This is a genomic window from Roseicyclus marinus (genome assembly GCF_030163795.1).
Taxonomy (GTDB): Bacteria; Pseudomonadota; Alphaproteobacteria; order Rhodobacterales; family Rhodobacteraceae; genus Roseicyclus; species Roseicyclus marinus.
Window position 1 is genome coordinate 1 of sequence record NZ_JASJOF010000006.1, and the last position, 22,885, is coordinate 22,885.

Genomic DNA, 22,885 nt, shown 5'->3' on the forward strand with positions numbered 1-22,885 from the left:
ATGATGTCTATGTGGACGGCTCCGAGGTCGTGCTCTCGGTGAGCGGCGCGAGCGTTGCGGGCGAGACCTTCGAAAACCTGGTGATCGACGCGACGCAAGCGACGGTCGTGGTGAGCGACACGATCGACAGCGTCGCCGTCACCCTCGAGGCTCAATCGGTGCTGGAAGGCCAGCAGATCACGATCCTCGCCCGGGTTGAGCAACCGCCCCAGACCGACCTCGTACTGACCCTGTCGAACGGTCAAACCTTGACCATTGCCGCGGGATCGACGGGGGGATCGGTCACGTTCGCCAATCCCAATACCGAGGATGCGATCATCGACACGGGCACGCTGAGCTACAGCGTGACGGGGGTCGCGGGTGGCAATTTCGAGGCGGTGGACATCTCGGGCGCCAGCGTGAATGTGCTGGTGCGCGATACAGATACCACGACCAAGGTCTTCCTCGACGATGTCGTCGTCACCGAAGGCGATACATTCCAGTACAGCGTCTCCGTCGACAATGCCCCCGCGACGGACCTCGTTCTCACGCTGTCGAACGGCGTGACGATCACCATCCCGGCGGGCCAGACGAGCGCCACGTCGGACACCCAGACCGCACCCGCGACCAATGTCGAATTTGCGACGACGATCAGCATTCAATCGGCGACGGGCGGAAACTACGAGAGGCTGGATATCGGCGACACCGGGACCTTGCGTGTTCTGGATATCGATCACCCTGCCACGATCACCGGTCTTGGAGCGAGCGGCGGGGATCTGATCCTCGACGAGGGCGACTTCCCCATCGGCACCAATGAGGTGAAGGACACCCTGACCCAGGAGGGAAGCTTTACCATCACCGCCGAGGATGGCGTCGGAAACCTCACCATCAACGGCGTCACGGTCATCTCCAACGGGGCCTTCACCCCCACCGAGATCACCACCGGCCTCGGCAATACCCTGTCGATCACGGCGTACTCGGCCGAAACGGGACAGGTCAGCTATTCCTACACGCTGCTGGATGCCGAGAACCATCTCGCCGGCCAGAGCCTGCTGGACACCTTGACCGAAACTTTCGCGGTCACGCTCTCGGATCAGGATGGCGACCACGCCAATGCCACGCTGACGGTGCGTGTCCTCGACGATGCGCCGGTCGCAACCCTCACGCAGAACCTCGTGATGTCCGGCAGCACGCAGGGGCAGGTGATTTCCGCCAACATGGGCGTCAAGGTCGGCGCTGACCTCGACGGGGCAAGCGTCGTGATCGCCGGGGCGGGATCGCCCGTCACCAATGCCGATGGGCAGGTCCTGACCTCGGCCGGTCAAGCGATGGTCTATGTCAGCGACGGCAACGGCGGTCTGCGCGCAGTCATCAACCAAGGCTCGAATTCGGAAGAGACCATCTTCACGGTCACGCCCACGATCGGGTCTGATGGGGTCGTTTCCTACGGGGTCGAGGTGATGGGCGTCATCGATCCGGCCACCAGCCTCGGCTTCGATCTTTCCACCGCGAGAGAGATCAAGTCGGGCAGGGAAGACATCGTTGTCGTGGAAAACAACGACGGAACGAGACTGGTCATCACCGCCTTTGAAAACGACGGAGCAAGAACCATCGACTCCACTTCCGGCTGGGAACAGACGGATGCGAACATTTCCCAGCAGGGTATCGGTGTCGACAGCCAGTTCGTGACGAACAAAAAGGGCGGCAAGGACAAAGTCGGCGAGAAGCTGGTGCTTGAGTTTGAAAACGACGATGGCCCGATGAATATCGGCGCGATCGGCATCATGATCGATCACCTCTTCTCCGACGAGCAACTGTTGTGGGTGGCCTATTCCGATGGCGTGAAGGTGGCCGAAGGTCAGTTCCCGGGTGCTGGAAACGGATCCAACAGCGGGTCGGATCAATTGCTCCTCATTCAATATGCCGGTGGGTTCGACAGGGTGGACCTGCTGGCCGCGGATGACACGAATTTCCGGATCATTCCCAATGAGATTGCCTATGTCTTCAACCCGACCCCGCATCAGCTGAACCTGTCGGCCACGGTGAAGGACGGGGACCAGGATGCGATCTCCACCGATTTCTCGGTCTCGTTCGACAACCTCTTGCCCTCCGATATGCTGACCCAAGGGGGCGACGGGGACGATCTGATCTATGCGGGTGCGGCTGGCGACGTCATCAGCGGTGGCGACGGTGCCGATGTCTTCTTGTTCAATGCGCTGTCGGACCTGGTCGCGGAAACGCCGGGCGTCGACAAGACGATTTCCGACTTCAACAGCATCGACGGGGACCGGCTCGATCTGGACAGCATCCTTGGGCAGATCGACTCCATCACCAACAAGATCGTGATCGGCGGCGATGCCGAGGGCGCGTTGTCGCAATCCCAACTGACGATCACGGCGGGCAATGTCGATTACGACATGATGATCCGGAACCTGAACGACACGACGGACGAGAATGGCGTTTCGGTCCACAACACGCTCGACATCGAAACCCTGCTTGGCGCGTCGGCCAGCCAGTCGGATTGGACGGACATCATCTCGATCAACGGCGAACTCAACGGCACCTCCGATAATGCCTGGACGTTCCAGATCGTCGACAGCCGTCCGAACCTCACCTACGAGCCCGATCCGGTGACCGGCAACCTCGTGTTCAAGGATGGTCAGGGCGAGCGCGTCTCCGATGTCCATGTCCAGGTTTCGCAAAACGGCGTCACCCACGACGTCGAGAATGCAGACGAGATCAGCTGGACGCCCTGAGGGGTGTCCGGCCGATAACAAGGGCATCAGGATCGACATGCGCGTCCCGGGTCCGTGCGGCGCAGCGGGGCAGGGGGCGCGCCCGACTTTGTGCTTGGGACACTCCCTGCCGTTTGCGGCGGAATTGCGCAAATACAGGCGGATTTCGACGCTCAGGCCTGTGAAAATTGGCTTTGCGGCATCGGCGCTGGATATCCGTCTTTCGGAGACAGTTTGCCTATCGTGTCAAAATTGATACGACCCGAAACAGCAGGCCGACAAAAATTACCAAAAGCCTGCAACTATGCTAACGTCAGAACCGTGTGTTCGAGTGAACAGCTTGTAAAGACGCCATTCTCTAGGGAAATACGCCGCCTAAGGTTCTACTGGTCGAGCAGAAAACAAGAAACCAAGGACCGGATATCAACGAAAGATAAGCATAGCCAACTTTATAAGAGTTCATGTGATCGAAATTTGAGTTTGTAACTGTATTTGTTGGCGATGTGTATCGTGTCCGGGACCGTTTATAAAAAGACGTGGTATGAGGTTAGTGGATTTATTCCGTCGGGGCTTGCCGCTCGCCGCCGTTTTGGCGGCATGCGCGCCTGTGCCCGATCTTCCGGATATCGACGACGGTCGCACTGAAATTGCGGCATGGTTTCCAGCGCGCTTTTCGGCCGCCGCAAGCAGGGCCGAGCAGGATCCCGGCGCGCTTTGGTGGAGTTCCTTTTCCAGCGGGGAGCTTAACGGCGTCGTTCTGAACGCGCTGGACGGGAATTACGATCTGCAAAGCGCGCTTGCTCGACTGGAGCAGGCAAGGACGCAGGTGCTCATCGACAATGCGCAGCGCTCGCCAAGCGTCGATGTATCACCCAGCCTCGGCATCGATCTGCCCGAAGGTGGGATCGGCACCGCGATCAACGGTGGCTCGCAGAGCGCGCGGCAACTGTGGCAGGCGGGTATGACCGTCAATTACGAACTCAACCTTATGGGGCGCGAACGCTTCGCCACGCGCGCCGCCTTCAACCGCGCGTTGGCCAGTGAATTTGCCCGAGAGGCGCTTGTCGTCAGCCTGATAAGCGAGGTTGCGCGGACCTATTTCGAAGTCGTTGCGATGAATGAACGCGTCGAGGTTGCCGAACGCAACCTTGCCGCCATCACCGCCATCACGCAGGGGGTGCAGGCGCGGCTTGACCGGGGTGATGCGACCCTTGTCGACGTGCTCCAGCAGCGCATCTTGCAAAACAACACCAGTGCCGAGGTCAACGCCCTGATCTTGCAGCGCGAACAGGTCGAGAACCGCCTGGCGACGCTGCTCGGTCGTCCCCCCTCGGCCGTGAACATCCACACGGCATCGCTCGCGACGATCGCGATGCCCTCGGTGGATCCGGGCCTCCCTTCCGATCTTTTGTGCCGCCGCCCCGACATCCGCCGCGCCGAAGCCAACTTGGTCAGCGCCGAGCTCGATCTTCAGGCAGCACGGGCAAATCTTTTCCCGTCGATTTCTTTGACGGCCTCGGCTGGCCTTGGCAGTTTCGAATTGGCCGATCTCCTGTCTCCGCAAAGCATTTTTCTGAATTCGACCGGGTCTTTGATCCAGAATGTCTTCGACGGCGGGCGTCGGCGGGGAGAATTCGATCAGGCGACGCAACGTAATCGCGAATTGTTGGCCGATTATGCCAATACCGTGGTCACGGCCCTGCGCGAGGTCGAGGATGCGCTTTCGGGGGTGGAATTGACGACTCGTCAATACCTTGCCTTGCGCGAAGCAAGCGATCTCGCGCAGCAAATGCTCGATTTGAGTGTTTCGTCGGTCGAAAGAGGTGGATTGGATTATCTTCAACTTCTCGATACACAAAGAACAGCACTTCAGACTCAGGATCGGGAAATCGTCGCGAGGCTTGGACAACTTCAGGCCACGGTGGATCTCGTTAAGGCGCTTGGTGGGGGATTTGGTGGCGTTTCCTCGGGCGAATGTGTTCAGGAAACGAATTCCGGCGCCGAGGGCGCGGTGCATTAAAGCTTAAAAATGGCAAAGCGTTACAGTTCTTTCAGATTGTTCCCGCAAATCAGCGGAACCGCAGGGCTGTCGGGAACGCGGATCCGCGGGCGCGCTGCCGTTATCGCTGGATCGTTGGTGATCAACATCCTCGGTCTCGCCTTTCCTCTCTTCATGCTCCAGGTCTACGACCGGATCTTGCCGTTCCGATCGGGCGACACGCTGTTCGTCATGGTGCTGGGCGTGTTCATAGCGATCGTGTTCGAGGCCTACCTTCGCTACTGCCGCTCCGAAATTTCGAACCAGCTCGCCGCGAAATTCGAACATGGCGCGACCCTACAGCTTTTGGGCCAGACCCTCGCGCGGCCGCTCAACGAGGTGGAGTTCACCGGCCCGGGCCGTCTGATGGAAAGCTTTCGGTCCATCTCGAACCTGAAATCCTACTACGCGGGCCAAAATTTCCAGCAGGTTCTCGATCTGCCCTTCGTGCTGATCTACATCGCGGTCGCGGCCCTGATCAGCCCGCTGATCGGGGCAACGCTCATCTTGGGCTATGTCTGCTTCTTCATAGCGTCTTTCGTTTTCCTCCGCTCCTTCCCCAAGATGTCGGCCGATTACCAGGAACTCGAGGCGCGGAGGACGAATTTCCTGACCGAGATCTTCAAAAACGCCCACACGCTCAAGTCGCTCGCGATGGAGGCCACGGTGATGCGGCGCTACGACCGCCTCGCGCGGTCCTCGGCCGAATACCATGCCCGCATCACCAGCCTGATCGAAGGTACGTCGATCATCGGCTCGACCTTCTCCGCCCTCCTGTCCGCGACCGCCATCACCCTTGGCGCTTTCCTTGCGATCGGGGGGCAGATCACCAACGGCGAACTGGCGGCCATCATCTTGCTCACCCTGCGCGCGACCTCACCGGTGCAGCGTTTCGGCGGGCTTTTCGCGCGGCAGATGCAGGACAGCGCCCTCAGCGACAATCTCGTGCAGGATCTCTCCGAGCGTCAGGCGGCGCGCGTCACGCTGTCCGAACTTGGGCCCGAAGCCGAACCCTTCGACGCAAGCGCCCCCACGACTCCGCCCTTGATCGTCCTGAGCGGGGTTTCCGCCCAGTTCAAATCGACCGACCGCGAGGTGCTGTCGCAGTGCGATTTCACCGTCAATCCCGGTGAATTCGTCCTGCTGTCCGGACCAAGCGGATCGGGACGATCGACCATCCTGGAACTGATCGCGGGCTTCATCGAACCGTCCTCCGGCGAGGTGCGGTTCGAATATCCGAGGGGGGAGGGGGAGGATGCACCGCGCCGCACGCCGCGTATCGGTTATCTCTCGGCATCCAGCGAATTCTTCGACGGAACCTTGCTGGACAACGTGTCGATCTTCGAAAGTGCCGACAAGGCAAAGGTCCGTGACCTCTCCGCAAAACTGGGCGCGGACGAAGTCATCTCTCGGCTTCCCTTCGGTCTCAACACCGCCGTGGGCGACAAGGTGGTCGAGATTTTCCCGGCCGGCTGGTCCAAGCAGATCTTGGCCGTCCGCGCCTTTGCAAGCGGTCTCGATATCGTCCTGATCGACAATGCGACCGTCGATTTCGACGTCGGGCAGGAAAAGAAATTCAAGAACTTTCTCGCAGAGATGAAGGGAAAGGTCACGATCGTCCTTGTCTCGGACAAGTCGGATTACACCGACCTCGCAGACCGCCTGTGCATCGTCCACGAGGGCAAGATCCGTCGCATCGACCGCTTTTCCAGCGTCGATGCCGCGATCAGCCGCATCGAACCCCGCCGCCGCGAGGGGGTTCTTGTTCCCGGGCCGAAATTTGTCGCGCCCGTGATCGGTCCCGAGGCGGTGCTGCGCCACCTGCCCAACGTCCTGCAGCGCGCTTTCCGGGTCCAGAACCGCCTGACCGCCTGCATCCCGAACTTGCTGGTGGCCGTCGATTTCCAGGGCTCCGCGCGCGATGTCTTCGAAGCCTTGCCCTATTTCGAGACCGAGCTGTCGATCGACGATCTCAACAACACCATGGCGAGGCTGGGCTACAAGGTCGAGGAACGCCGCGCGCGGATCGACCGGCTCGACCCGCGCCTTTTGCCCTGTCTCTTCGTGCCCGATGATCGCCCGGCCCTTGTGATCCAGAACCGGGACGGAACCATCCTTGCCGGTGACGGAACCTCGCAAGTTCCTGTCACCGACTTGCCCGATGCCGAGCGGACGGGGACGATCTACCGCTATCATCCCAAATCGGGTGCCGAGGCCGAGCCGCAGGATTGGGTTCTTTCGATCTTCCGCCGCTTCTCGGGCGTCACGCCCAGCCTCTTTTTCATCGGCACTCTTCATGCGGCGCTGACGCTTGCAAGTCCGCTCTTCCTGATCCTCGTCTACAGCACCGTCATTCCGTCCGGCTCGCTCGTCTTTTTGGGCGAATTGTACATCGGCGTCGTCATCACCATCTTGCTCGGCCTGCTGGCGCTCCGGCACAAGGCCTCGATCCTGTCCTTCATCTCGGGTCGCGTCGATTACCTGATGAGCACGTCGATCCTGAACCGGGTGCTGGCGATGCCTTCCGCCTATACCGAACGTGCCTCCATCGGGTCGCAATATGCCCGCCTGCGTGGCTTCGAGGGGTTGCGCGACGTGTTCCACAGCCCCGTCGGCTCGCTCTTCGTGGATCTGCCCGCAACGCTGGTCGTGGCGGGCGCGCTCTTCGTGATCAACCCGCTCGCGGCGCTCGTCTTCGCCGTCGCGGTCGTGTTGTATTTCGCGACCTACAAATTCCTGTTCAGCAAGGTCACCGAAGCCGTCAGCGTGGCCGCCAGCGCCTCGGCGGCGCGCAACGAATTCCTGATCGAAACCATCTTCAAGCTGCGCTCGATCCGCGAGATCAGCGGCGAAGACATCTGGCTGGAACGCATGCGCAGCATTTCGGCCTTCGCGGTCGATGCCTCCTCGCGGGCCGCCAGCCTTGCCGCGCTGAATTATTCCATCGGCCACATGATCATGGCGACGGCAGGTCTTGCCATCGTGGCGATCAGCATTCCCGTGGTCTGGGAGGGCGCTGCCTCCTCGGTGATCCTCATCGTGTCGATGACCTTGATGTGGCGCGTCCTCAATCCCGCCCAGATGGTCTTTTCCAACCTGACGAGGGTTGAAAGCCTCAATGCGTCCAAACGCCAGATCAACGCCCTGATGCAGGTCCGTGCAGAGCGTCCCGTTGCATCCAACTATTCCAGCGTCCGCGATCTGCGTGGCGGCATCGAATTCTCCAAGGTCTCCTTTCGCTATTCCCCGCAGGCCGACCCGTCGCTGCTCGGTGTCGATTTCAAGCTCGAGCCGGGCGAAGTCATGGCGATCGCCGGGGCCAACGGCGCGGGCAAGACGACGCTCATGGTGCTGACACTCGCCATGTATCGGCCGCAGGCGGGCTCGATCCTGCTCGATGGTATGGACAGCCGGCAGATCGACCCGTTCAAGATCCGCCGTTCGGTCGGATATGCGCCCTCCACGCCGCAGATGTTCCGCGCGACGATCCTTCAAAACGTGATGTTCTCGCGTCCCGATGCCTCCCTCGACCAGATCTGGAGCGCGCTGGAAATGTCGGGGGCCGCAGACGGGGTGCGCGCGCTCTCGCAAGGGCTCGATCACCGGCTCGGCGACGGCAAGAACGAACTGCCCTCAAGCCTCATCGCCCAGATCGCGCTCGCGCGGGCCTATCTGACCGACGGCCCCCTGTTGCTTCTCGATGAACCCACGCGCGGGCTGCCGCAGGAATTCGAGGAACGGTTCCGCGAGGTGCTGGATGCGATGCGGGGCAAGAAGACCATCATCTTCAGCTCCCACCGCGTCAGCGAATTGCGGCGCGCCGACAAGGTGCTCTTGCTCGACAAGGGTTACGTGCGGGCCTTCGCGCCACCCGGCGAACTCTTCAAGGAGCCCCCACCCCTCAAGATAAACGATGGTGCCTGAGATGCAGCGCAGAACGCTCAACCCGACCTTCACGCGCAAGATCTCGACGCATATCTCCAAGGCGATCGAGCTGGAGGAGGGGACCGGTTCGGCCTTTTCCCGCGGTGTCTTGTGGCTCGGTCTGCTGGCCGTCCTTGCCTTCTTCGGCTGGGCCTACATCACCCGGCTCGAGGTGGTCGCGGTCTCGGCGGGTGAAATCCTTCCCGCCGGGTCGGTTCAGGTGGTGCAACATATCGACGGCGGGCGGCTTTCCGCCATCCATGTTTCCGATGGCGATCTCGTGGCCGAGGGGCAGCCGCTGGTCGAATTCAACAATGTCCGCGTCCTCTCCGAATATCAGGCGTTTCAGGCCCGATACTGGGCGCTCTTCATCCGGACCGAACGCTTGCGCGCCCTTGCCTTCAACCGAGAGCCCGATTTCAGTTCCGTGCCGCCCGGATACGAGGATCTGATCGCCGAGGAGATGCTGCTTCTTGGCGTCGCCCGCGAACAATTCGTCGAATTCAGCCAACAGATCGAAACGCTCAGCGGCATCTATGCCATCCAGACGGATCTGGTCGGGGATCAACTGGTTCCACGCGTGCAGGTTCTCGATGCGGAACGCGCCCTTGGCGATGCACAGCTGGAATTGCTGAACTTCACCCGCCGGACCCTCGATGAACTCAACGAGGCCTCGGCGGAATTGTCCGAAACCGCCGAACAGCTTGCCGATGTCGCGGACAGGCTGAACCGGACGGTTCTGGTCTCGCCGGTCGATGGCATCATCCAGGAATTGCAGTTCCGCACCATCGGCGGTGTCGTGCCGCCGGGCGAGACCTTGATGAACATCGTGCCCGTCGACGACCGGCTCGAGGCCGAATTGCGGGTCTCTCCGACCGATATCGGCTTTGTCCGCACCGGCCAGCCCGTCAACGTCAAGGTCGGCACCTACGACTTCATGCGCTATGGAACGGTTCCGGGCACCGTGGCGCTGGTGTCTCCGTCCAGTTCGGTGGACGAACAGGGCCTGACCTTTTTCCGCGTCATCGTGTCGATCGAGACGGATCGGATGCCCTCCGACCCAAGCAGGCTTATCCAGCCCGGCATGACGGTTCAGGCCGATATCGTGCTCGATAACCAGACCGTGCTCCAATACCTGATGCGGCCCATGGTGGTGGCCTTCAGGGAAGGCCTTGGCGAACGCTAGGGCCATGGCAACAGCGGCCACGCCTCTTGCGCTATCACGGGTCCCGCGTAGCCATCTGCGCCACGCCCTGACGGCGTTTGTGGTGGCCCTGTCCTGTGGTGCGGCGCTGGCACAGACACCCGGAATGGACCGCACCGCATCGGGTGTGGGGTTCGATGACAGCGCCCAAGGCGCTTGGGTTCTGCGGCTCGACGGACCGATCTCACAGGCCATGGCGCGCGACACGGCGGCCGCAGCCGACCGGATCGCCGCGGCGCCAGAGGGGCGGATCGTGATCGTCCTTCTTGGATCGGTCGGGGGGGACGCCCATGCGGCCATGCAGATCGGCACGATCTTGCGGCAGCTCGAGGCCCATGTCTTCGTGACCAGCCGGTGCGACAGTGCCTGCCTCTTCATTCTGGCCTCGGGCGTTCTTCGCCATGCCCCCGCCTTTTCCATCGGCATCCACCGCGCCCAGATCATCCGCGCCGAGGCCGGCCTTGACCCCGGTGCCGCGCCGCCCGTCGATCCCGACACGGAACGCGCCGCCATGGCCCGTTTCGAGGCGGAGGCTTTGGCCTATCTCGACACCATGGGTGTCGATCCCGGCCTCCTGCCGCTGATGCAGGGGATCGACACGATCCATGTCCGCCGCCTGCCCGAATCCGATCTGATCGCCATGGGCCTTCTGGGGATGGACGACGCCTATCTTGCATCCATCCTTGCGCGCATGTTGCCCGACTTCCGCGCCGCCCAAGGCCGCGTCGCCATTGCCGCCCGGGTCCGCTCCATCGGCAGCCAATGCGGCCTTCACTTCGACAGGACCGCCGATTTCGTGGAATGCCATCTTTCCCGGACCTTCGCGTCCCGCTGATCCGTCCGCGCGGGGCGGGGCAGGGGGCATAAGGCAAGATGTTGCAAAAAGCCGCTCGGCTTTGCGCTTCGGTCCGTCTTGCTTCAACTGGGAAAAGTGGCGGAGAGACAGGGATTCGAACCCTGGGTGGGCTTGCACCCACAACGGTTTTCGAGACCGCCCCGTTCGACCGCTCCGGCACCTCTCCGCGCTTTGGGTCAGGGTCAGTGGCGCGGATTTAGCGGCCATGAACGACCGGCGCAAGGGGGCATCGGCGATTGCGGCAGGCAAGGCTTCGCTCACGATTGCGACAGGGACGGGCGGCATGGTGGAAATCCGCGATCCGCAACGCCATCTTGAAGTGAGCAGGCCAAACAGAAGAGACCCGCGATCATGTCCCGTACTCGATCCTTCCTCCGTCCCGTCGCGCTGGCCCTCGCGCTGCCGTTCCTTGCCCTTCCCGCCGCCGCGCAGGCACCTGTGCCGGCACAGGGCGCATTGCCGGCACAGGTGCCGCCCTCGGGCGGACTGGCCGAAACGGCGCCCGAACTCCGCACCCTCCTGACCGAGATGGGTCTTTACGACATCCTCGAGGTGATGGCTGCCGAAGGCATTGCGGGCGGTCCCGAGATGGAGGCCAACATGTTCCCCGGCCGCGGCGGGGCGGCTTGGGCGGCAGTGGTCGCCGGGATCTATTCCGCCGACCGCATGGCGCGCGATTTCGAGGCGGCTTTGCCGCTCGACCGCCTGAGCGAGGATCATGTCGCCACGCTCCGCGCCTTTTACGCCACCGACATCGGCGCGCGCGTCGCGGCGGGCGAACTGGCGGCCCGGCAATCCTTTCTCGAACCGGGAGTCGAGGAGACGGCGGGCGAACTTGCCGCCAGCCGTGCCGCCGAGGATCATCCACGCATCGCCCTCCTGACAGAGTTCATCGCCGTCAACGATCTGGTGGAACTCAATGTCTCGGGCGCGCTGAATTCCAATTTCGCCTTCTACCGCGGACTGTCCGACGGCGGCGCCTTTGCCCAGCCCATGCCCGAAAACCTGATGCTGACCGAGGTGTGGGGGCAGGAGGGCGAGATCCGCACCGATCTGACGGAATGGCTTTATGCCTACCAGACGCTTGCCTATGACGATCTCGAGGATGCCGAGTTGCGCACATACATCGACCTGACCGCGACCGAGGCGGGGCAGGCGCTGAACGCGGCGCTCTTCGCCGGGTTCGCGGCTCTTTTCGACAGCATCAGCTACGACCTCGGCGTGGCCGCCGCCCACTTCATTTCCGGCGAGGAAACCTGAGCGATAACCGCCGATCCGCCTTGACAGCACAGCGTGGTTGAGGCATTGGGCGGCTTCCTCGTGGCGCTGCTATGGCGTTGCGGGGCATGTTGACCAACCGCCCCGATCCGGGGGCGCGCAGCCCGAGGCGGGGACAGACCCCGACAACACCTGCACCGCAGGGGCCACAGGGCGCGGAAACAAGAAGGAACAGATTGCGATGTTCGCAGTCCTCAAGACCGGCGGCAAACAGTACCGCGTTCAGGCTGGCGATGTCCTGCGCGTGGAAAAACTTGCTGCAGCGGCGGGTGATACCGTCCAATTCAACGAGATCCTGATGCTCGGCGGCGACACGCCGACCATCGGCAGCCCGATGATCACGGGCGCGGCCGTTCAGGCCACCGTGATCGACCAGATCAAGGGCGAAAAGCTGATCCACTACGTCAAGCGCCGCCGCAAGCATTCGTCGCAGCGCAAGAAGGGTCACCGCCAGAAGCTGACGCTGGTGCGCATCACCGACATCCTCGCCTCGGGCGCGGACAAGTCGGGCGTGAAAGCCGCGATCGGCGCAGGTTCGGCCCCCGCCGAAGCCGCTGCCGCCCCCGCCGCCAAGCCCGCCAAGGCGAAAGCCGCCAAGGCCGAGGCTCCCGCTGCCGCCGCTGGCGCAGATGACCTCAAGAAGCTCTCGGGCGTCGGCCCGGCGCTGGAAAAGAAACTGATCGAGAACGGCGTGACGTCCTTCGCACAGATCGCCGCTTGGGGCGCCGACGATATCGCCGCCTTCGACGAGAAACTGAACTTCAAGGGCCGGATCGAGCGCGAAGGCTGGGTCGAACAGGCCAAGACGCTGGCTCAGGGCTGAGGAGAGAATAGATGGCACATAAAAAAGCAGGTGGTAGCTCCCGCAACGGTCGCGACTCGGCTGGCCGTCGCCTCGGCATCAAGAAGTTCGGCGGTCAGGAAGTGATCCCCGGCAACATCATCGTGCGTCAGCGCGGCACCGCATGGCACCCCGGCGCGGGCGTCGGCATGGGCAAGGATCACACGATCTTCGCCGTCGTCGAAGGCCGCGTGACCTTTGCCAAGGGGCTGAAGGGTCGTACCTTCGTCTCCGTGCTCCCGCAGGCCGAGGCCGCCGAGTAACGCCGCATCCCGACAGGATCATCAAGTTTCCAAGGGGCCGGCGAAAAAGCCGGCCCTTTCTCTTTTTCGTCATCTTCTTGTGGCACGGGGCGGGCACGCCCACGTGTAAGGGCAGGGGAAGATGCCGCGCGTCCGGTCTTGAGGAGGGCCGAACCCATGAAGCAGGAAACCATCGCGGCCCAGGCCGTCATCGAAGCGCCCCGGATGCTCTTGCGCCCGTTGCGCGCCTCCGACGCTGGCCTTCTGGCCATGTATGCGGGCGACCGCCGCGTGGCTGAAATGACCTCGACGATCCCCCATCCCTATCCGCCCGGTGCGGCCGAAGCCTATATCGGCCGCGTGACCGGCCCCACCACCACAGAGGTTGTCTGGGCGCTCGACGCCACCGACATGGGCGGGGCGGAACTGATGGGGGTGATCGGCCTCAAGAAGATGGATCGCGGCCAGTCCGAAATCGGCTACTGGGTCGCGCCCGCCATGTGGAACACGGGCTTCGCCTCCGAGGCGGTGCGCGCGCTGGTGTCGGCCAATCCCTTGGGCAATCAGACGATCTTTGCCAGCGTCTTTCAGGACAATCCGGGCTCGGCGCGGGTGCTGACCAATGCCGGGTTCGACTACCTTGGCGATGCCGAAACCTTCTCGGTCGCGCGCAATGCCAAGGTCGCGACCTGGACCTATTTGAAACGTCTCGCATAAGGGCGTAAGGACGGGTCAAGCGATGCGCGCCCCGGGGGTTTTGCACCCCCGGACCCCCGCAGGATATTTGTGAAACAGAGAAGGCGCGGACCGGGCAACCGGCGCGGTCGGTGATGCGATGAAATTCCTGGACCTCGCCAAGGTCTACATCCGATCCGGCGGCGGCGGCGGTGGCTGCGTGTCCTTCCGGCGCGAGAAATTCGTGGAATTCGGCGGCCCCGATGGCGGCGACGGCGGGCGTGGCGGCGATGTCTGGGCCGAGGCCGTGGACGGGCTGAACACGCTCATCGATTTCCGCTACCAGCAGCATTTCTTCGCCAAGAACGGCCAGCCCGGCATGGGCCGCCAGCGCACCGGCAAGGATGGCGACGATATCATCCTGCGCGTGCCCGCAGGCACCGAGATCCTCGAGGAGGATCAAGACACCGTCGTGGCCGACCTGACCGAGGTGGGCCAGCGCGTGCTTCTGGCCAAGGGCGGCAATGGCGGCTGGGGCAACCTGCATTTCAAAACCGCCACGAACCAGGCCCCCCGCCGCGCCAATTCCGGGCAGGAGGGCGTGGAACGCACGCTCTGGCTCCGGCTCAAACTCATTGCCGATGTGGGCCTTTTGGGCCTGCCCAACGCGGGCAAATCGACCTTTCTGGCCGCAACCTCGAACGCGCGTCCCAAGATCGCGGATTATCCCTTCACCACGCTCCACCCCAATCTGGGCGTGGTGGGCGTGGACAATGCCGAGTTTGTCGTGGCCGATATCCCCGGCCTGATCGAAGGCGCGCATGAGGGCAGGGGGCTTGGCGACCTGTTCCTCGGCCATGTCGAGCGCTGCGCAGTCCTTTTGCACCTGATCGACGGCACCGCCGAGGACGTGGTGGCCGATTACGACACGATCATCGGCGAGCTCGAGGCCTATGGCGGCGAACTGGTCGACAAGCCGCGCCTGACCGTGCTGAACAAGATCGACGCGCTGACCGATGACGAGATCGCGGAAAAACGCGCCGCGCTGGAACAGGCCTCGGGCGGCTCTGTGATGATCATGTCGGGCGTCGCCCGCACCGGCCTGATCGAGGTGCTGCGCGCCCTTCGCTCACATATCGACAAGGACCGGCTCAGGATGCGCGAGGGCCGCGAGGAGCCGCAACCGTGGCAACCCTGACCGCAACGTCCGTGCCCCGGCTGGCCGACATAAGGCGGCTGGTGGTCAAGATCGGCTCGGCCCTTCTGGTCGATGGCACGACCGGCGCGCTTCGGGCAGATTGGCTGCGCGCCATGGCCGAGGATGTGGCCATGCTCAAGGCGCGTGGGCTCGATGTGATCCTCGTCTCCTCGGGCTCCATCGCGCTGGGGCGTGGCGTGCTCGGCCTCGGCCGTGGTGTCCTGTCCCTTGATGAGGCGCAGGCCGCCGCCGCCGTGGGCCAGATCCGCCTTGCCCGCGCTTGGGAAGAGGCGCTCGCGCCCCATGGCATCGTGACGGCGCAAATCCTGCTCACCCTCGACGACAGCGAGGACAGGCGGCGCTATCTCAACACGCGCGCGACCTTCGCGGCCCTGTTGGGCAAGGGCGTCGTGCCCATCGTGAACGAGAACGACACCATCGCCACCGACGAGATCCGCTATGGCGACAACGACCGGCTCGCCGCCAATGTCGCCGTCATGGCCGGGGCCGAGGGTTGTATCCTGCTCTCCGATGTCGACGGCCTCTACACCGCCAACCCGCGCGAGGATGCGACCGCGCGCCACCTGCCCGTGGTCGACCGTATCACCCCCGAAATCGAGGCGATGGCAGGCGACGCTGGCACGGGTCTCAGCAAGGGCGGCATGAAGACCAAGGTCATGGCCGCGCGCACCGCCACCGCCGCAGGCTGCGCCATGGCGATCACCGAAGGCTCGACGCTCCGCCCCCTGACCGCGCTCGAACAGGGCGCGCGCGCCACATGGTTCACCGCGACCCTCGATCCCCAGACCGCGCGCAAACGCTGGATTTCCGCGATGAAGCCGCGCGGCGCGCTGCGCCTCGACGCGGGCGCGGTCGAGGCGTTGGGGCAGGGCAGGTCGCTCCTGCCCGCCGGTGTCGCCACCGTCATCGGCGATTTCCAGCGCGGCGATCCCATCACCCTCGAAGGCCCCGATGGCGCGCGCCTCGGCCTCGGCCTCTCGCGCTACACGGCGGACGAGGCGCGCGCCATCGCGGGCCATCGCTCCGACGAGATTGCCGCGATCCTCGGCTATCCGGGACGCGCGGCCCTCGTGCACCGCGACGACATGGCCTTCTGATGCATTGCCTCTTCTTCGACGTCCTGCCCAAACCCGGCCACATGGTGCATTACTTCGACCATGTGGCGCGGCTCAAACCCGTGCTGGAACAACATCAGGGGCTGGTGTTTCTCGACCGCTACCGCCCGCTCGATGCGCCCGACGCGATCCTCTCGCACCAGCTCTGGGCCGATGAGGCGGCGATTGCCGCATGGCGCGCCGACAGCACCCACCGCGCCAGCCAATCGGCAGGCCGCAAGGTGCATTTCGAAACCTACCGCATCCGCGTGGGCGTCGAAGTCTCCCAAGATCCCGCCAGCGACGAGACGGGCCGCTTTCTTCTTGCCGCCTATGGCACTGCGCCCGCCAACCTCGAGGGCGCGCGCAGCCATGAAAGCGTCAATCATCCCGGCCGCTTCGTCACGCTCGCCAGCCACGAAACCCTTGGCAGTGCCGCGACTGCCGCCGCCGTCGCCAGCGGGGCAGGGGAAACCCGCATCTTCCGCATCCTGCGCGATTACACCCTGACCGACAGGGCAGAGGCGCCACAGCCCTGACCCCTTCATCTTCCCGAAAATACGGCTATCCTGCCCCCTCCATTCGCGCCCAAAGGCCAGACATGAACGACCAGACCCCCGACAGCGCCACCGACATCCCCGCCCTGATGCAGGCGATGGGACAGCGCGCCCGCGCGGCGGCGGCCGATCTCGCCTTCGCGTCGCCGGAGGCCAAGAAACGGGCGCTCGAGGTCGCGGCCGACACCGTGACCGCGCGCCTTCCCGATATCCTCGCCGCCAATGCGCGCGACATGGATTTCGGCCACGACAAGGGCCTGTCGCCCGCCATGCTCGACCGGCTCGAACTGACCGAAGACCGCATTGCCGCGATCGTCGCGGGGCTCCGCGCGGTGGCTGCACAGGATGATCCCGTGGGCGCTGTTATCGCCGAATGGGACCGCCCCAACGGCCTCCATATCCAGCGCGTCCGCACGCCCCTCGGTGTCGTGGGCGTGATCTACGAAAGCCGCCCCAACGTGACGGCGGATGCGGGCGCGCTCTGCCTCAAATCCGGCAATGCCGTGATCTTGCGCGGCGGCTCGGAAAGTTTCCATTCCTCCGGCCTTCTCGTCGAATGCCTGCGCGCGGGCCTGCGCGCGGCCGACCTGCCCGAGGATGCGATCCAACTCGTGCCGACCCGTGACCGTGCGGCGGTGCGCCAGCTTCTGACCATGACCGATTACGTCGATGTCATCGTGCCCCGCGGCGGCAAGGGGCTGGTCGGCCTCGTGCAGGCCGAGGCACGGGTGCCTGTCTTCGCCCATCTCGAGGGTATCTGCCATGTCTACATCGACCGCGCCGCCGATCCCGAAACCGCGCTCAAGGTCACGCTCAACGCCAAGACGCGGCGCACGGGGATCTGTGGATCCGCCGAAGGCCTTCTGATCCACCGTGACGTGCTGGACACGATCGGGCAGGGCGTGATCCGCGCGCTTCTCGATGCGGGCGTCGAGGTGCGCGGCGATGCCACGCTTCAGGCCATCCCCGGCGTTATCCCCGCACAAGACGACGATTGGGGCCGCGAATTCCTCGACATGATCATCGCTGCCCGTGTGGTCGACGACATCGACGCCGCCATTGCCCATATCCGCCGCTACGGCTCCAGCCATACCGAAAGCATCCTGACCGAGGATGACGCAGCCGCGCAGCGTTTCTTCCAGCGGCTCGACAGCGCGATTCTGATGCGCAACGCCTCGACCCAATTCGCCGATGGCGGCGAATTCGGCATGGGGGCCGAGATCGGCATCGCGACCGGCAAGATGCACGCGCGCGGTCCCGTCGGGGCCGAGCAGCTGACCTCGTTCAAATATCTCGTGACCGGGCAGGGGACGACCCGCCCCTAGATCCGATCCCTTTCCACACCGACCAGACCGGGGCTTCGTACGAAGCCCCGTCTCACACCTGATGGAGCCATCATGACCGACCGCCGCAACGACCACCCCCAAACCCTCGTGCGCCGCCTGCCGCTGCGCGAAGGCGTCAGCAGGCCGGTGGTCACCCCGATCCAGCCCTCGGTCGTCTATGCCTCCCCCTCGATCGACACGCTCCACGCTCAGTACGAGGGGCGCGCGCAGGGCTACACCTACGCCCGCGAAGGTCATCCCAACGCCACGCTTCTCGCCCAACGCATCGACATGCTCGAAGGCGCCTCGAACGGTCTCATCACCGGCTCGGGCATGGCCGCCGTCACCGCCGCGATCATGGGGCTTCTGGGGGCAGGGGACCACATCATCGGGGCTGACCAGCTCTATGGCCGCTCGCTGCGCCTGATGCATCAGGATCTCGCCCGCTTCGGCATCGCCACCACGGTCGTCGACCCGACCAAGCCCGAGGCGCTGCGCGCTGCGATCCGCCCCGAGACCAAGATGATCTTGCTCGAGGTCGTGTCGAACCCGACGCTCCGGATCGCCGATATGGACGGTATCCTTGCCGTCGCGCGCGAGGCGGGCGTGCGCGTCGCCGTCGACAACACGTTCACCACGCCCATCGGCTACCGTCCCTTCGACCATGGCGCGGATATCGTCATCCATTCCGTGACCAAGCTTCTGGCCGGTCATTCCGATGTGACGCTCGGCTATGTCGCCGCCCGCGATCCCGCTGACGCCAAGGCGATCTACGATTTCGCCGTCACCACCGGCATGACGCCCAGCCCTTATGAATGCTGGCTTGCCGAACGCGGCCTTTACACCTTCCCGCTGCGCTTCGACCGGGCCGAGGCGAATGCCGCCAAACTCGCCGATTGGCTCGCCGAACAGCCCAAGGTGGCGCAGGTGCTTTACCCGGGCCGCGCCGATCACCCCGACCATGCGCAGGCCAAACACCTGCTCGGCGGGCGCTACGGCAACATGCTCAGCTTCCGCATCGACGGGGACGAGGCAGCGGCCAACCGCATGATCATGGCCATGCCCGAGATGGCCTTCGCCCCCACGCTCGGCGATGTCGGCACCACGGTCAGCCATCCGCCGTCCTCCTCGCACCGGGGCCTCACCCCCGAGGGCCGGGCAGCACTCGGCATCACCGACGGGTTCTTCCGCCTGTCGGTCGGGATCGAGGATGTGGATCTGCTGATCGCCGATTTCACGGCGGGCCTCGCGGCGGTCTGACCCGCCGCGCATTCGGATCATCGGCGGTCTGACCCGCCGCGCATTCGGATCATCGGCGGTCCGACTTGATGCAGCAGGGGCGGGGGTGCAAGCCTCCGCCAGCGCTCCTCACAGCGAATGCAGCGACGTCGATCCATCCAGAATGATCACGTCGAAATTGATGTTGGGGGATTGCGCCGCCACCTCGCGCCGGATCAGGTTCGCACTCGGCAACCGGTCGACCAGTGCAAGATACCGTCCCCGATACCCGCATTGCGTCAACACACGCGCAAGATCCAGCGCGTCGAATTCGGCCGTCAGAAGCGGCGACAACACCAAACCCGGTGCGTCCGGCCCAGTCAGGCGGCGTTCGGGCAGGCGGGCATAGGTCACGGGCGTGATCCGCGCGGCGGGCGGCAACACATGCCGGGGCAGGGCACCCAGAGCCTCCTCGCGCAGCGCAACCGCCAGCGCCGTCAGGGTGGCTCCATCCTCGTCCAGATCTATCGGGCGGCCCGGCACCGGCGGGCGCCTGTCTCTTCCGTCCATCATCGGCATCGCGCCAGGGCAGGTCCGGTCGTTCCATCGGAACATGAATGACGGTCACCCCCCGCCGCGCAGGTGCCGTGCCTCGAAATTACACCCGGAACATGTCTTTGGCAAAGACAACTTTTGGAAAAGCACAGGTTTTCCACATGATTGCCAAGGGGCTCTTTTTGCGGCACGTCAGGTCTGCACGATCAGGGGAGCGATCCGGCCATGGCCGACACACCATTCGGCGACGTGATGAACGCGGTGCCCGATCCGATGCTGCACATCTCGGCCACGGGGCAGATCGCGGCGGCCAATACGGCGGCCCGCGTGCTTCTGGGCGACTGGATCGAGGGGCGCAGCTGCGCCACCGTCCTGCGCCAACCAGGCCTCCTGAACCGGATCGAGGCCGTTCAGGCCGGCGAGGCGGCGGGCGAGGCGCGGATGCAGATCACCGACCAGACCGGCGAAACCCAGTATCTCGTGCGGATCACGCCCTTGGGCGAGCCTGCGCCGCGCTCTGGCCTGCGCGCTCTTGTCCTGCATTTCACCGACATCACCCACCTGCGCGAGGCCGAAGAGATGCGCCGCGATTTCGTCGCCAATGTCAGCCACGAATTGCGCACGCCACTGACCGCCGTTCTGGGCTTCATCGAAACCCTGCGCGGCCCGGCCAAGGATGACACCGCCGCCCGCGACCGCTTCCTCGGCATCATGGAAGGGGAGGCGCGGCGGATGAACCGGCTCGTCTCCGATCTCCTGTCGCTCAGCCGCGTCGAATCGCAAGAACGCCAGCGCCCCTCGACCGAGGTCGATCTGCGCGCCGTTCTGGACGGCGTGATCGCGGCCCTCAAACCCGTCGCCGAGGATCAGGGTTCCAGCCTCCATCTCGACGTGCATCCGGCCGATCCCGGCCTGTTGCTGGGCCAAGACGGCCAAAGCTTCCGGATGAAAGGCGACCGCGACCAGCTCATGCAGGTTTTTCTGAACCTGACCGAGAACGCGCTGAAATACGGTGGCACCGGGCGTCCCGTAACGCTGCGGCTCGGCTGGCAGGAGGGCAGCGGCCATCTCAAGGGGCCGGTGCTGCGCGCCGATGTGATCGACCGCGGCGACGGGATCGACCCGTTGCACGTGCCGCGGCTCACCGAACGCTTCTACCGCGTCGACACGCATCGCAGCCGCGCCATGGGCGGCACGGGGCTGGGGCTCGCGATCGTCAAGCATATCGTGAACCGCCATCGCGGGCGGCTGCGCATCGACTCGGTGCAGGGACAGGGCAGTACCTTCACGGTGCTGTTTCCGGCGGATTGAGCCAAGGCGGGGCAGCTCCCCGTTGCCACATCCATAAGTCCTGTAATCATGATTATGTTAAATAATGATATACCAAAAACGCCCGAAAACCGGCCCATCCGGGCAAATCCACGCCGCGCCGCCCGCAACGCGCTACATCAACAGCCCAACATAACCCGCTGTAAAAAAACAACTTCGATCAACGCAATCGTGACACCCTGCCGCCCAAACCCCAACAGAACTGGCGTCGCCACCCGCCACACAACCCGCCAAACACTTGAGCTTCTTGGATTTATCCCCCTTTCTAAGCCCATAATCCTTCGTATACTGCCGGTCTGATTGGGGAAATTGCATGAAGATCCTGGTCCTGAACGGCCCGAACCTGAACCTCCTCGGCACACGTGAACCTGCGATCTACGGGCACACGACCCTTGCCGATATCGAGGCCGATTGCATCGCTCATGGCCAGAGCCTCGGGTTCGAGGTCACTTGCGCGCAATCCAACCACGAAGGCGCGCTCATCGACCACCTTCATGCCGCGCGTGGCGTCATCTCGGGCGTTGTCCTGAATGCGGGCGCCTATACGCACACCTCCGTCGCGCTGCGCGACGCGATCACGGCCAGCGAATTGCCCGTGGTCGAACTGCACCTGTCCAACACCCATGCGCGCGAAAGTTTCCGGCATGTCTCGCTCATCGCGCCGGTCTGCGTCGGCGGGATCCAAGGCTTCGGCGCGCGCGGCTACCGGCTCGCGCTCCAGGCGCTGCGCTTCCATCTGGGGCCCGATCCGGCATGAAACGCCTGCGCCCGTACCTCGCCATGACCACGGTCGAGGAGCTTTGGTCGCACCACACCGCCCTCATGGCCGAATTCGGGTTCGACCGGCTGCTTTATGCCTTCAACGCCTTTCGCGGTGCCGGTCTCTACGACAATCCCGAAGACGCGCTGCTGCTCACCAACATGCCGGCCGAATATATCGACGCCTATGTCGATGGCGGCATGTTCCGCGACGGCGTGATGATGCGGTGGGCGATCAAGAACACCGGATCCGCGTCTTGGCAACGCGTCTATGCCGAAATGGCCGATCAACCGCTGACCGAAGGCGAACGCGCGCTCCGCGCGCTCAATGCGCGTCACGGCATCCTCGCGGGCTATACGATCAGCTTTCCCATGGCGATCAAGAATGCCAATGCCGGGATCGGCATGGCGGCGCGCCGTGACATGACGCAGGCAGATGCCGATGCGATCTGGGCCGAACACGGGGCTGAGATCGAGATCATCAACCACGTCGCCCATCTGTGCATCCTGCAATTGCCCGCCACCGGGCAACGGCGGCTTCTGACCGCGCGTCAGGCCGAGGTTCTGGAACTCGTCGCCGACGGTAAAACCATGCAAGACATCGCCCTGATCCTCGGCCGCAACGTGGCCACGGTGGAAAAGCATCTGCGCGGCGCGCGCGATGCGCTGCGCGTCGAAACCACGGCACAAGCGGTGCGCAAGGCCTCGATCCTCAACCAGATTTTCCGGATCGAGGCGGAACCGCCCCAGAGCGCAAATCGCCCCGTGCAGATGAAGGGCAGCGTCAGCCGCGCAAGCTAGGGTAAGGTTTCCCTCCGTTTCGCTCCGGCCCGCCCCTGTGCATCCTTGTCCGGTTCCGCGAGTGATGGCGATTTGGCCAGGAACAGGGGGATACGGCGGTTTAGTCCCGCCTTGTCGATCCTCCTTCGGGCAACCGAAAAGACGCGTGTCCGGGCGCGATTACGTCCATGGCACGGGTCGTTCTTTCGGGGTCGTGTGCTCGTCCCAAATACCCGCACCGGCCTCGTTTCGGCGGTGCCATCCGGTTCCCGGGTGG

At 64.0% G+C, this 22,885-nt stretch carries 18 protein-coding genes and 1 tRNA gene; 17 read left to right on the forward strand and 2 right to left on the reverse strand.

What is annotated here, in order from left to right:
• From QQK63_RS10400 to QQK63_RS10420, 5 genes are all read left to right on the forward strand, one after another.
• The coding region (locus QQK63_RS10400) for an immunoglobulin-like domain-containing protein (protein ID WP_284283204.1) at positions 1–2,735 on the forward strand (2,735 nt) is incomplete at its 5' end.
• 520 nt (positions 2,736–3,255) lie between these two features.
• Positions 3,256–4,734: an efflux transporter outer membrane subunit gene (locus tag QQK63_RS10405; protein WP_277822468.1), complete on the forward strand. Its 1,479-nt coding sequence runs from the start codon at positions 3,256–3,258 to the stop codon at positions 4,732–4,734.
• A gap of 9 nt (positions 4,735–4,743) precedes the next feature.
• Positions 4,744–8,676 carry an ATP-binding cassette domain-containing protein gene (locus QQK63_RS10410; RefSeq protein ID WP_277822470.1) on the forward strand — a complete coding sequence of 1,311 codons (3,933 nt, stop codon included), beginning with the start codon at positions 4,744–4,746 and terminating at the stop codon, positions 8,674–8,676.
• Between the two features lies 1 nt (position 8,677).
• Positions 8,678–9,862 carry a beta-barrel domain-containing protein gene (locus QQK63_RS10415; protein WP_277822472.1) on the forward strand — a complete coding sequence of 395 codons (1,185 nt, stop codon included), beginning with the start codon at positions 8,678–8,680 and terminating at the stop codon, positions 9,860–9,862.
• A gap of 124 nt (positions 9,863–9,986) precedes the next feature.
• Positions 9,987–10,715, forward strand: a complete 729-nt coding sequence (locus tag QQK63_RS10420) for a hypothetical protein (RefSeq protein ID WP_277822474.1) — start codon at positions 9,987–9,989, stop codon at positions 10,713–10,715.
• Positions 10,716–10,812: 97 nt separating this feature from the next.
• Here QQK63_RS10420 and QQK63_RS10425 read toward each other — a convergent pair.
• Positions 10,813–10,902 (reverse strand) — tRNA-Ser (locus QQK63_RS10425).
• Positions 10,903–11,087: 185 nt separating this feature from the next.
• On the opposite strand from QQK63_RS10425, the gene QQK63_RS10430 reads away from it, so the two are divergent.
• The 9 genes from QQK63_RS10430 to QQK63_RS10470 all read left to right on the forward strand — a co-directional run bounded on the left by QQK63_RS10430 (position 11,088) and on the right by QQK63_RS10470 (position 19,227).
• Complete coding sequence (locus tag QQK63_RS10430) at positions 11,088–11,996, forward strand: hypothetical protein (protein ID WP_277822476.1); 909 nt, start codon at positions 11,088–11,090, stop codon at positions 11,994–11,996.
• 199 nt (positions 11,997–12,195) lie between these two features.
• Positions 12,196–12,837, forward strand: coding sequence for a 50S ribosomal protein L21 (locus tag QQK63_RS10435; protein ID WP_277822478.1), 642 nt, complete (start codon positions 12,196–12,198; stop codon positions 12,835–12,837).
• Positions 12,838–12,848: 11 nt separating this feature from the next.
• Positions 12,849–13,118, forward strand: coding sequence for a 50S ribosomal protein L27 (rpmA, locus tag QQK63_RS10440; protein WP_277822480.1), 270 nt, complete (start codon positions 12,849–12,851; stop codon positions 13,116–13,118).
• Between the two features lie 156 nt (positions 13,119–13,274).
• Positions 13,275–13,814 (forward strand): GNAT family N-acetyltransferase, encoded by a 540-nt coding sequence (locus QQK63_RS10445; RefSeq protein ID WP_277822482.1) that lies wholly within the window; start codon positions 13,275–13,277, stop codon positions 13,812–13,814.
• A 118-nt stretch (positions 13,815–13,932) separates the two neighbouring features.
• Positions 13,933–14,970: a GTPase ObgE gene (gene obgE, locus QQK63_RS10450; RefSeq protein ID WP_277822484.1), complete on the forward strand. Its 1,038-nt coding sequence runs from the start codon at positions 13,933–13,935 to the stop codon at positions 14,968–14,970.
• Entirely contained in the window at positions 14,958–16,088 is a 1,131-nt protein-coding gene (gene proB / locus QQK63_RS10455) for a glutamate 5-kinase (protein WP_377134823.1), read from the forward strand. The genes obgE and proB overlap by 13 nt, the downstream gene beginning before the upstream one ends.
• A complete protein-coding gene (locus QQK63_RS10460) occupies positions 16,088–16,624 on the forward strand; it encodes an antibiotic biosynthesis monooxygenase family protein (RefSeq protein ID WP_277822486.1) in 537 nt (178 codons plus the stop codon). The genes proB and QQK63_RS10460 overlap by 1 nt, the downstream gene beginning before the upstream one ends.
• A gap of 62 nt (positions 16,625–16,686) precedes the next feature.
• Positions 16,687–17,967 carry a glutamate-5-semialdehyde dehydrogenase gene (locus tag QQK63_RS10465; RefSeq protein ID WP_277822488.1) on the forward strand — a complete coding sequence of 427 codons (1,281 nt, stop codon included), beginning with the start codon at positions 16,687–16,689 and terminating at the stop codon, positions 17,965–17,967.
• A 72-nt stretch (positions 17,968–18,039) separates the two neighbouring features.
• Positions 18,040–19,227 carry a trans-sulfuration enzyme family protein gene (locus QQK63_RS10470; protein WP_277822490.1) on the forward strand — a complete coding sequence of 396 codons (1,188 nt, stop codon included), beginning with the start codon at positions 18,040–18,042 and terminating at the stop codon, positions 19,225–19,227.
• A 108-nt stretch (positions 19,228–19,335) separates the two neighbouring features.
• Here the strand turns inward: QQK63_RS10470 and QQK63_RS10475 are convergent, their stop codons facing one another.
• Complete coding sequence (locus QQK63_RS10475; RefSeq protein ID WP_277822492.1) at positions 19,336–19,800, reverse strand: hypothetical protein; 465 nt, start codon at positions 19,798–19,800, stop codon at positions 19,336–19,338.
• A gap of 165 nt (positions 19,801–19,965) precedes the next feature.
• On the opposite strand from QQK63_RS10475, the gene QQK63_RS10480 reads away from it, so the two are divergent.
• From QQK63_RS10480 to QQK63_RS10490, 3 genes are all read left to right on the forward strand, one after another.
• Positions 19,966–21,051 (forward strand): ATP-binding protein, encoded by a 1,086-nt coding sequence (locus QQK63_RS10480; protein WP_277822494.1) that lies wholly within the window; start codon positions 19,966–19,968, stop codon positions 21,049–21,051.
• A gap of 331 nt (positions 21,052–21,382) precedes the next feature.
• Positions 21,383–21,826 (forward strand): type II 3-dehydroquinate dehydratase, encoded by a 444-nt coding sequence (aroQ, locus tag QQK63_RS10485; RefSeq protein ID WP_277822496.1) that lies wholly within the window; start codon positions 21,383–21,385, stop codon positions 21,824–21,826.
• Positions 21,823–22,629 carry a helix-turn-helix transcriptional regulator gene (locus QQK63_RS10490; RefSeq protein ID WP_277822498.1) on the forward strand — a complete coding sequence of 269 codons (807 nt, stop codon included), beginning with the start codon at positions 21,823–21,825 and terminating at the stop codon, positions 22,627–22,629. Before aroQ ends, QQK63_RS10490 begins: the two co-directional genes overlap by 4 nt.
• Positions 22,630–22,885: the final 256 nt, after the last annotated feature.

Bases quoted from the DNA above. Each gene is read 5' to 3' on its own strand.
- QQK63_RS10405 (WP_277822468.1), top strand. From the start codon at position 3,256: ATGAGGTTAGTGGATTTATTCCGTCGGGGCTTGCCGCTCGCCGCCGTT.
- QQK63_RS10410 (WP_277822470.1), top strand. From the start codon at position 4,744: ATGGCAAAGCGTTACAGTTCTTTCAGATTGTTCCCGCAAATCAGCGGA.
- QQK63_RS10415 (WP_277822472.1), top strand. From the start codon at position 8,678: ATGCAGCGCAGAACGCTCAACCCGACCTTCACGCGCAAGATCTCGACG.
- QQK63_RS10420 (WP_277822474.1), top strand. From the start codon at position 9,987: ATGGACCGCACCGCATCGGGTGTGGGGTTCGATGACAGCGCCCAAGGC.
- QQK63_RS10430 (WP_277822476.1), top strand. From the start codon at position 11,088: ATGTCCCGTACTCGATCCTTCCTCCGTCCCGTCGCGCTGGCCCTCGCG.
- QQK63_RS10435 (WP_277822478.1), top strand. From the start codon at position 12,196: ATGTTCGCAGTCCTCAAGACCGGCGGCAAACAGTACCGCGTTCAGGCT.
- rpmA (WP_277822480.1), top strand. From the start codon at position 12,849: ATGGCACATAAAAAAGCAGGTGGTAGCTCCCGCAACGGTCGCGACTCG.
- QQK63_RS10445 (WP_277822482.1), top strand. From the start codon at position 13,275: ATGAAGCAGGAAACCATCGCGGCCCAGGCCGTCATCGAAGCGCCCCGG.
- obgE (WP_277822484.1), top strand. From the start codon at position 13,933: ATGAAATTCCTGGACCTCGCCAAGGTCTACATCCGATCCGGCGGCGGC.
- QQK63_RS10460 (WP_277822486.1), top strand. From the start codon at position 16,088: ATGCATTGCCTCTTCTTCGACGTCCTGCCCAAACCCGGCCACATGGTG.
- QQK63_RS10465 (WP_277822488.1), top strand. From the start codon at position 16,687: ATGAACGACCAGACCCCCGACAGCGCCACCGACATCCCCGCCCTGATG.
- QQK63_RS10470 (WP_277822490.1), top strand. From the start codon at position 18,040: ATGACCGACCGCCGCAACGACCACCCCCAAACCCTCGTGCGCCGCCTG.
- QQK63_RS10475 (WP_277822492.1), bottom strand. From the start codon at position 19,800: ATGTTCCGATGGAACGACCGGACCTGCCCTGGCGCGATGCCGATGATG.
- QQK63_RS10480 (WP_277822494.1), top strand. From the start codon at position 19,966: ATGGCCGACACACCATTCGGCGACGTGATGAACGCGGTGCCCGATCCG.
- aroQ (WP_277822496.1), top strand. From the start codon at position 21,383: ATGAAGATCCTGGTCCTGAACGGCCCGAACCTGAACCTCCTCGGCACA.
- QQK63_RS10490 (WP_277822498.1), top strand. From the start codon at position 21,823: ATGAAACGCCTGCGCCCGTACCTCGCCATGACCACGGTCGAGGAGCTT.